Below are 8,502 nucleotides of genomic sequence, written 5' to 3'. Positions count from 1 at the left end.
CCCCCCCCCCCCCCGCCCCATAGCAGCGCATCGGCGGCCACGGTCCCCGTACAGCCGACATCGGATGTGCCGGTCCCCGTCCCCGGTCCCGACGGTTCCGACGAGCCGGTCCCGGACCGAGGACCGAGGGCTCCTCGGGGCCCCGTCCCCGAGAACCCGGAAGCCGAGGTCGACGCAAGGACCAAGGGCGACGCAACGGGAACGTTCGCGGGAACCAAGCCCTCTGAAGACGGTGCGGTCCCAGGGACCGTGCTCGCCGGACCGGGAGCCGCAGCGCGGGACGCAGCGGCCATGAGGACCGACCACAGCGCGCGAGAAGTGGCAGCTCAGGACCCCCATTCTCATCGGGGACCGGGCATCACGAAGTCGGGGACCGAGACCACCGGGGACCGAGGACCGACCGCCCCACAGTCCGGGACCGAGACCACCCAGGACCGAGGACACAAGGTCCCTCTTCGCCGGAAGCCGACCAGGACCTCCCGGACGAAGAACAAGGACAAGCGTGCACGGTCCCGCTCGCAGACGGAGCGCCAGGCACGCGAGCTGGGTGAATCCGAGCGCCAGCTTGTCCGTGAGGTGCGTCCCCATGTGCCGGCTCTGCTCGAACGGGACGGCAACGGCGCGATCACCCGAGTGCAGCTGCGCGAAATCATCCGCCGCCAGGGCCTGACGGGTGTCGGTAACGACCGACTCGGCCTGGTCCTCCAGGAGCTGCGGAACGCGGACATCACGACGACGAGGAGCACCGCCCGATGAAGACCTGCCACCAGTTCAAGACGGTCCGCGCCGAGTACGAGCGCGAGATCGGATTCATGCTCGCCCACTCCGAGCGGCATGCGGGCAGGCCGGCGGCGAAGTCCAGCGCGAAGCAGGCAGCCTCGGCGAAACAGCGGATGGCCCGCGCGCTCAACAGCCACGTCGGACGCTGCCCCGAATGCGGCTGAACCGGCAAATCCCAGCACAAGACCCGTATCCGTAAAGGTGGCCCGGCTCCACGCCGGGCCACCGCCCCGCTTAGGCGGTACGCCATGATTCCTCGTCCCCCTCGCTTTCCGGGCCCACCACCGCCGAGACCGGTGCCTGGGCGGACGTCTTGATCCGTCGGCAACTCCTCCACGCCGTCGTCCTCACGCCGACCGGGCAGTGGCTCGTCCAGAACCGTCCCAACAGACCGGTTCGCGTCCTTGCCAGCCCAGCCGAAGTTCTCGCGCTGGCCGCAACCATCCAGCAACGCACCCGCTCTGCGAGGCCCGAATCGCAATGACGAACGCACCCAAGAACGGCACCACCCCGGAACCTGATCGCGGCTCCAACTCGGTCTCGGGGCGAGCAAGTTATCGCAAGAGCATTGCTCCCGAGGGGAGCAATGCTCTTGCGTTCCCCGCCCCTGGAGCGGCGGGAGCGGAACGGCACCGGGGGGCGCCGATCCGTGAGGATGCGACCGAGGGCGGCTCGCATCCCGAGGGGCAGGACCAGCACGCCTGCCACAGTGCGCACTGCACGCACACCGCCCCTTCAAAGCCGCATGTGCAACAGCGTGAGCGCATGCGCGACGAGAACAAGCGCATACGCCAGCCCAGCTGCCGCATGAACGACGACGAGTACCAACTCCTAGCTCGTGCAGCCGCCGTGTGCCACATGAGCGTCGCCAGTTTCCTCGCCCACGCCGCTCTCAAAGCCGCCCACGATCTCGACCGTACGGCGGCGGAAATCGCCGCCCAACGAGAAGTCCACAACGAGCTCTTCGCTGTGCGCCGGCACCTCGGCCACATCGGCAACAACGTCAACCAGGTAGCTAAGGCCGCCAACTCCGGTGCCGACGTCCCCTACGCCGAAGCCGTACTCGGCGCCGTCCAGCGCACCACCCAGCGCGTGGACGCCTTCATCCAGCACTACCTCGACACCGAAAGGCGAACCGGTTGATCCCTCGCGTCCACAAGCGTGGCTCGAACACGTTTGGCCTGCTCATCTACCTCTACGGCAAAGGGACCCATGAGGAGCACGTCGATCCGCATCTCGTGGCGGCATGGGACAGCTTCGCTCCCGACCCCGGTCGCGATCCTCAAGCTACGAAGAGACAGTTGCAGCAGCTCCTGGACCAGCCCGTCCAGACGCTCGCGGACTCGCGCCGCCCGGCCAAGCACGTCTGGCACCTATCCGTCCGGGCCGCACCCGACGACCCGGTTCTCTCCGACGAGCAATGGGGGGAGATCGCCCGACGCATGGTCGCCGCGACCGGCATCGCTCCGGCCGCCGACGAGGCGGGATGCCGCTGGGCAGCCGTGCGCCACGCCGACGACCACATCCACATCATCGCCACGCTCGTCCGCGAAGACGGCCGGCGCCCCCGACTCAACAACGACGCCAAGCGATCCCAGGCCGAAGCCCGCCTGATCGAAGCCGAGCACGGGCTCAAGCAGCTCAGCACCGGGGACGGGACCGCAGCGCAACGACCGACCAGCGCCGAGCGCCACAAGGCCCAGCGCCAGGGCCGCGAGCGCACCGCCCGCGAGGAACTGCGGGAATCCGTGCGGCGTGCGGTGGCCGGCGCGAGAAGCGACGAGGAGTTCTTCGACCGCCTCGCCGCCGCCGGCCTCCTGATCCGCAAGCGCGCCGCGCCCTCCGGTGACCTGCTCGGATACAAGGTCGCCCTGCCCGACGACCTGAACAAGGACGGCGAGCCGGTGTTCTACCCCGGCGCGCGCCTCGCTCCCGACCTGTCCTTGCCTCGCATCCGCGAGCGGTGGTCCGGTGATGCGCAGGATGTCCCTGCGGCCCGGCGGGAGGAAGCGATTCGTACGGGGCCGGGCAGTCCGGCCTCCGCGCGCCGCGGCACGGCATCGGCCGTGTGGCAGGCCGTGCTCGTCGTCGACCACGGCGAGGACGGGGTCGCCGCCGCCCACATCGCCGCGGTCGGCGAGGTCCTGGACGCCCTCGCGAAGACGTCCGCCGCTCACACCCGCCGCGAACTGCACGACGCCGCAACGGCCTTCGAACGGGCCTCGCGCTCTCACGTCCGCGCCGTACGCGGGCACGATCGAGCCCTGCGACAGGCCGCCCGCGACCTCGTCCAGGGCGGCCCGGCCCTCGGCCGCGGTGAGGACGGAGCCACCACGGCGATGGCGATCGACATGCTGTTCTTCCTGATCACCGCCACCGCGCACTGGCACGCCCGGAAGGGCCACGCCCAGCAGGCCGAGGCCGCCACCCGAGCTGCCGAACACCTGCGCACCGCTTACCAGGCCGCCTCGGCCCAGCCGCTCGGTGTGCTATACCAGCGCGGCCGACGTCTGAGCCGGCCGATGCTCCAGCGGCAGACCGCGCTGCTGCGCGAGGCGCTCCCGGAACTGGCCGAGCAGATCCTCGCCGAACCCGGCTGGTACGCCCTGGCCGCGACTATCACGGGAGCCGAAGCCGCCGGCCACGACCCTGCCGCCCTCCTGTCCGACGTTGCCGCTCGGCGCGAACTGGGCACCGCGGACTCCATCAGCGACGTGCTCGTATGGCGAATGCGACGGACAGCCGACCTGCCCGCCGATGCTTCCCAGCTTCCCGAGACCAGCACCGCAGCGAACCGGTCCGCGACGCGCAGGGCGACGACCAGGCCCTCCACGCCCGGCAGGCGGCGCAGCGGAGAGGAGTCACCGCGTCAGGCCCGATAAGTACACCAGACGGCACGCAGGCTCCCCGGATCGCCGCTGTGCCTTACCGAGACATGTGTCGTGGCCTCCTCGTCACCCGGGCAGCCGAGAGGCCACACCCGTGCTGACCTGGCCGAAGGGACTGTGGACGTTGTGAATTGAAACCGCCGACGGCGTGGGGCACGATCATGAAACGCGCAGGACGAGGTGCCGAGGTAGAGGAGGACGCCAGGGTGTTTCACCGAATACGCCGCAGGGCCAAGGGGCCGAGCGAAGCTCAGAAACGGTTCGCCGAGCTGCACGCGCAAATGCAGGGACAGGTCCCGCCCGGCATCGGAGTGCCGGCGCCCGAGCCGCAGCCCGCCGAGCCGACCGCCATCGTGGACGACTTCCTCCCGCCGGAGCTACGGGTGCCGAGCCACGACCAGGTCGAGGGCAAGATGATGCCGTGGAAGCAGCCCCTGGTCCTCGACGGCGAGATGGCCACCTGCGCCGAGTGCGGCGCGTACCGGGACTGGCTCATCCTCTCCACCCGCGGTGAGATCTGGCTGCGCTGCAGGGCCGGACACCAGCAGCTGGAGACGCGCATCGACACCGCCTGGTACAACCGGCACTCCGGGCCGGCGGACTCGACGCACGCCACGTTCGAGGACTGCATGCGCCACCTCGGGCACTGACCACCACTCCTACGACCCCACCGGGCCCGGGGGCCCGCACTGACCACCCGTCGCCTAGCAACAAGGGGTCAGTTCCGTCATGCGCGTTCGCGTCGCCACCACCGCACTCGGCATCACCGCCGCCCTCCTTGCCGTGCCCGCCTGCTCCACCGACACCCCCGGGTCCAAGCACCGAACCGCCTCCTCCCGTACGGGAAAGCCGACCGAGGTCGCCCAGGAGCCGGCCGCGCTCTCCTCGGCCGCGCTCAAGTCCCGCCTGCTCGACCCGCGCGACCTCGGCAGCGGCTACCTTCCCCAGCCGGAGCGTCCGGCCCAGCACGATGACGTCACCGTCCTCGGCTGCCTGGCCCTGAGCGAGCTGGGCGGTGACGCGGCGACTGGCGGCACACTCGCCTTCCCGCACAAGGCGAAGGCGGACTTCACCTACGGCTACAGCTCCTCGGAGATCTCCGAGGAGCTGTACAGCGACAGCGTGAAGAAGCTTTCCGACGGCACCGGCCGGATCTTCGATGCCATGACAGGCTGCCCGGCCTATCAGGTCGTCGCCGGTGGCACCCAGGTCGACGTAACCTCGCAGAAGCTGCCCGCGCCCAGCGTCGGCGGTGATGAGCAGTGGAGCCTGCTTCTGACGTTCATCGCCGGGGGCCGGAGCACCGTGGTCAAGCAGACCGCGATCCGCGACGGCAGCCTGCTGCTGGTCCTTTCCGGCTCTCCGGCCCTCGTCGACCGTCACCTCGACAAGGCCCTTGCCAAGGCCACGGCCACGAGCTGACCTGCGTGCACGTCACGGTGCTGCCTCCGACCGTCGCGGTCGGGGGCAGCAGTGCGTTATGGGCTAAGCACTAACGACCCGACCGGCCACTTCGCCCGGAAAACCAGAAAGTCCGGCACCCCCAACTGGGAGGATGCCGGACTGCGATCGTCGAGAGGGGTGCGCGGGACGTTAGATGGCCGGCGCGCGCAGGAGTCGCTCCTGGGTGGCCTCGGGCAGGACCCGCCGCAGGACCGGTGCGGTCGAGCTGAGGGAGGCGGCGAAGGCGGCGACGAGATCGTGCGGGACGCTGGCGGCGAACGAGGCCACCCACAGCAGCGGGGCGCCGAGTACGGGCTCGGCCCACGCCTGCCATCCGGCCGGTCTAGTCTCGTCGTCCTCGGCGGACAGGGCCCGTAGGTCGCCGTCCTGGATGAGGGGCGGCACCTCCCCCAGGCTGATGTGCGAGGTGAACGTCGGGTCCATCGCCGCCGCCTCGGGCTGGTCGATGTCGAGGAACCAGCCGTGGGCGGCGACAGCGTCGAGGACCAGCTCGGGTCCGGCGAGCGCCGAGGCAGGCTGGTTGCTTGCGTCGAGCGCGACGAGGAAGTCGACCACCGCCTCGCCGGGGACGTCACGGGTGAAGTAGGCCGACCACTGGGCGAGCGGGCTGCTCGCCCCGGCTCGGGCGGAGATCTGCCAGGCGATCGGCAGCCAACCCAGGTGGAACGGCTCGTCCGCCAGCCCCCACTGTGCCCAACGCAAGGCGTCGGGGCTGATGTGCAAGACGGTGCTACGCAGAACCTGGCGGTCCTCCGGTTCCTCGTCCGGCTCGCGCCGTCCGCGGACGATCGTCAGGCTCGTCCACCCCAGGCCGGCGAGCGCGTCGGCGACGACGTCGTAGAGGCGTCCATCGTCACCGGCTAGGTGCCGGGGGCCGACCCAGAACGCGGGCTGGCCGCCGCGCGGGGCGGACGGGTCGGGCGGAAGGTCGGGGTACAGGGGCGCCTCCAAGGGCTCGGTGCGGGTCTATTTGCCGCCGGCACGGCGGCGAGGGCGGCGCGGTGGCGCCTGGACGGGGCCCTGCCACGTCAGGGCGATGGCGACCTCCGGCGGAAGGTGGCCGAGCTGTGCGTCCTCGTCCCGCCCTTCGGCGAGGTAGACAACGGTCCGGCCGGTCTCGTCGACGGACTGCAGGACCTGCGCCAAGCGGTGCGCCATCGGGAAGAACGGGTTCATGGCCTGGCGGACCGGAGCGCTCCGGTCGCAGCCGGACAACAGATCAATGAGATCGCCGACGGTCATCTCCGTGGACGTCACGGACAGCCTCCTGGGGTTCGAGGAAAACGGGGGCGGTGAAGCCGGGCCGGCCTACGGCACCGCCAGCGCTCATAGGACGGGCGCTATGTATCGGTGGCCGCGCGGTCAGAGGCGGCCTGAGGTCTCCAGCACCCTCGCCACGGTGGCGGCGACGATGTCGGCCGGCGTCTCGGTGTCGAACGACAGGTGGTAGCCGCGGACCTGGGCAGTGCCGGTGACAGCAATCTTCCACCCCTCGCCGTCCGTGCCGGGTCGGCCGTGCGGAAACCAACCGAGGTAGAACCGGCCGTCCTTGGAGCTGACGTGCACGTCCGCGCGATCATCAACGATCAGGTGGAAGTCCTCGGCCGAGAACTGGTCCATGACCAGAGCCGGCTGACCGGAGCCGAGCTGCCACTCCCGCAGTCGCAGGGCCTCGACAGTGGTGGAGAAACCGGGGCCCGCAGGGGCTACGGTCACGAGCAATCACCTCTCTGACCTGGGGTTTCTAGCAAGGTCGTCTACGTTGACATGCTCTCGCGCACGTTGGCCAGTCTTTCCGAGATCTTTCCTGTCTGCCCCCGGCGAACTGCCGTCCATCGATAGCAAAGCCACCGGGCGGCGACGGTCTTCGGCACCACCAGTGCGATGCGGCCCGATGCTGGCAGATGGATAACATGGCCCGCGGGATTCGGTAGCGGCGAACCCAACGCTTGAAGGACTAGGACTGATCGACCCGGGGGAAAAGATGGCAGTCAGGTTCGACCCGCATATCGCCCGCCAGACATTGGACGAGGCGTTTAGGCAAGCGATGGAAGCAACTTCGCTACCAGAGGCGTGGCTGCACCTTTCGCGCTCACTGCGCCAGGAAGAAGCGCCACGCACTTACACCCCCGCACTGGGTACCGCACTCCTCGCTCGAACACTCGACGAGACCGTTGACCCTCGCTCTGCCAAGCAGCAGACACACAATGCTCGATCCTATTCGGCTCGAACCCTATGCCACCGCGTACTTGTACCCGCTTCCGTGGAACTCGGTTTCGACCTGCACACCGCAGGAAGGGAACCTTTCAACAACCAGCCCTTTTTCCTCTGCGACCATTGGGACGAGATACCCCGACCTGAAGCGGAAAAGGGGACGCATTTCGACAGGGTCGATAAGGCGCTGAGACTTCTCTATCGGCAAGACCCGCAGGAATGCAAGTTGGCACTTATGGCCTTCCTGAAAGTCTGCTCCGAGCATTAAGAGTACGACAAGAAGCCGAAATTCACTGCCCGCCATATGGCTGGCGTGCGCAAAAATTACGCGTGCGCTCCCATCCCTACAGATGGCGGCCAAGCTCAGGTTTTCAGGGCGAGAGACAAGTCAACGGGATCCGTGGTAGCCCTGAAGAAGCTCCGCACACCGCTAGAGCGCCGCGTCGCCAGAATGAGGCGGGAGATTGAAGTCGGACTGTTCCTGAGCGGTCATCCTCATGCCATGCCCATTCTGGACCACGCGCCAGATCATAGCTGGTTCGTCATGCCGTATGCGCAGGGAACGGCCCTGGACTACCGTGATGACCTACGGAACGACGACGCGCTGGCCCTTCTCCTGCAATCCGTATGTTCGGTCCTTGAGGTAGCACACGAAAAAGGCTATGTGCACCGTGACATCAAACCGGCCAACATTCTTCTGCTGGACGGCCGGTGGGTGGTTGCTGACTGGGGCATTGTTAGGCGTCCCCGAGGGATGACGACCGACCCTCAGAGGACGAGGATGGGTGTAGCTTTGGGATCAGCTGGGTTTGCCGCCCCCGAACTGGAAGACGACGCTCACAGCGCAGGGCCGCAGGCAGACATATACAGCCTGGGCCAATTCGTCGGGTGGGCAATCACAGGAAAGCGCCCCCGCGCGAATATTCCCCTCCTACCGGAGAGCGGCGCATGGCGTGCGGTCGTAGAGACCGCCACGAGAGAAGACCCCGCCATGCGGCCCGAGTCCGTCACCGAGTTCCTCGAAATCGTCACCCGCGAGACACAAGTTCCCATTAGGTCGACTTCTGGTTCTCATGTTCCAGCAGCCGACTAATCCTGCGGGCTGCGACCACGCGTTTACCCACTGAGCGGATGCCAGCCGTCGCGGCTGCCCGCG

11 protein-coding genes are annotated in these 8,502 nt (G+C 68.4%); 8 read left to right on the top strand and 3 right to left on the bottom strand.

Features of this window, described 5'->3' with window-relative positions:
• Positions 1-588 precede the first annotated feature (588 nt).
• The 6 genes from GA0115242_RS41370 to GA0115242_RS00390 all read left to right on the top strand — a co-directional run bounded on the left by GA0115242_RS41370 (position 589) and on the right by GA0115242_RS00390 (position 5,090).
• Complete coding sequence (locus GA0115242_RS41370) at positions 589-756, top strand: hypothetical protein (protein WP_237548517.1); 168 nt, start codon at positions 589-591, stop codon at positions 754-756.
• Positions 753-944, top strand: a complete 192-nt coding sequence (locus GA0115242_RS00415) for a hypothetical protein (protein WP_007491133.1) — start codon at positions 753-755, stop codon at positions 942-944. The genes GA0115242_RS41370 and GA0115242_RS00415 overlap by 4 nt, the downstream gene beginning before the upstream one ends.
• Before the next feature lie 601 nt (positions 945-1,545).
• Complete coding sequence (mobC, locus tag GA0115242_RS41365; protein ID WP_237548516.1) at positions 1,546-1,923, top strand: plasmid mobilization protein; 378 nt, start codon at positions 1,546-1,548, stop codon at positions 1,921-1,923.
• Complete coding sequence (locus GA0115242_RS00400; protein ID WP_093823255.1) at positions 1,920-3,662, top strand: relaxase/mobilization nuclease domain-containing protein; 1,743 nt, start codon at positions 1,920-1,922, stop codon at positions 3,660-3,662. The genes mobC and GA0115242_RS00400 overlap by 4 nt, the downstream gene beginning before the upstream one ends.
• Before the next feature lie 212 nt (positions 3,663-3,874).
• The gene (locus tag GA0115242_RS00395; RefSeq protein ID WP_161352897.1) at positions 3,875-4,318 is read left to right on the top strand and encodes a hypothetical protein; all 444 of its coding nucleotides are present in this window, start codon (positions 3,875-3,877) and stop codon (positions 4,316-4,318) included.
• A 79-nt stretch (positions 4,319-4,397) separates the two neighbouring features.
• On the top strand, positions 4,398-5,090 hold the full coding sequence (locus GA0115242_RS00390) for a hypothetical protein (protein WP_093823251.1): 693 nt from the start codon (positions 4,398-4,400) through the stop codon (positions 5,088-5,090).
• Positions 5,091-5,261: 171 nt separating this feature from the next.
• Here GA0115242_RS00390 and GA0115242_RS00385 read toward each other — a convergent pair whose 3' ends face one another.
• The 3 genes from GA0115242_RS00385 to GA0115242_RS00375 form a co-directional block, all read right to left on the bottom strand.
• Positions 5,262-6,083, bottom strand: coding sequence for a DUF317 domain-containing protein (locus GA0115242_RS00385; protein ID WP_093823249.1), 822 nt, complete (start codon positions 6,081-6,083; stop codon positions 5,262-5,264).
• 15 nt (positions 6,084-6,098) lie between these two features.
• Positions 6,099-6,389, bottom strand: a complete 291-nt coding sequence (locus tag GA0115242_RS00380) for a hypothetical protein (RefSeq protein ID WP_093823246.1) — start codon at positions 6,387-6,389, stop codon at positions 6,099-6,101.
• A gap of 105 nt (positions 6,390-6,494) precedes the next feature.
• On the bottom strand, positions 6,495-6,848 hold the full coding sequence (locus GA0115242_RS00375; protein ID WP_093823244.1) for a DUF317 domain-containing protein: 354 nt from the start codon (positions 6,846-6,848) through the stop codon (positions 6,495-6,497).
• Positions 6,849-7,116: 268 nt separating this feature from the next.
• On the opposite strand from GA0115242_RS00375, the gene GA0115242_RS42385 reads away from it, so the two are divergent.
• Entirely contained in the window at positions 7,117-7,614 is a 498-nt protein-coding gene (locus tag GA0115242_RS42385) for a restriction endonuclease, SacI family (protein ID WP_093823242.1), read from the top strand.
• A 36-nt stretch (positions 7,615-7,650) separates the two neighbouring features.
• Complete coding sequence (locus tag GA0115242_RS00365) at positions 7,651-8,439, top strand: serine/threonine-protein kinase (RefSeq protein WP_093823240.1); 789 nt, start codon at positions 7,651-7,653, stop codon at positions 8,437-8,439.
• Positions 8,440-8,502 lie beyond the last annotated feature (63 nt).

The sequence above is a fragment of the Streptomyces sp. SolWspMP-5a-2 genome (genome assembly GCF_900091845.1).
Classification (GTDB): Bacteria; Actinomycetota; Actinomycetes; order Streptomycetales; family Streptomycetaceae; genus Streptomyces; species Streptomyces doudnae.
The sequence above is the reverse complement of the archived record's forward strand: the minus strand, read 5'-3'. Positions and strand labels throughout refer to the sequence as shown.

Bases quoted from the DNA above. Each gene is read 5' to 3' on its own strand.
- GA0115242_RS42385 (WP_093823242.1), top strand. From the start codon at position 7,117: ATGGCAGTCAGGTTCGACCCGCATATCGCCCGCCAGACATTGGACGAG.
- GA0115242_RS00365 (WP_093823240.1), top strand. From the start codon at position 7,651: ATGGCTGGCGTGCGCAAAAATTACGCGTGCGCTCCCATCCCTACAGAT.
- mobC (WP_237548516.1), top strand. From the start codon at position 1,546: ATGCGCGACGAGAACAAGCGCATACGCCAGCCCAGCTGCCGCATGAAC.
- GA0115242_RS00390 (WP_093823251.1), top strand. From the start codon at position 4,398: ATGCGCGTTCGCGTCGCCACCACCGCACTCGGCATCACCGCCGCCCTC.
- GA0115242_RS00415 (WP_007491133.1), top strand. From the start codon at position 753: ATGAAGACCTGCCACCAGTTCAAGACGGTCCGCGCCGAGTACGAGCGC.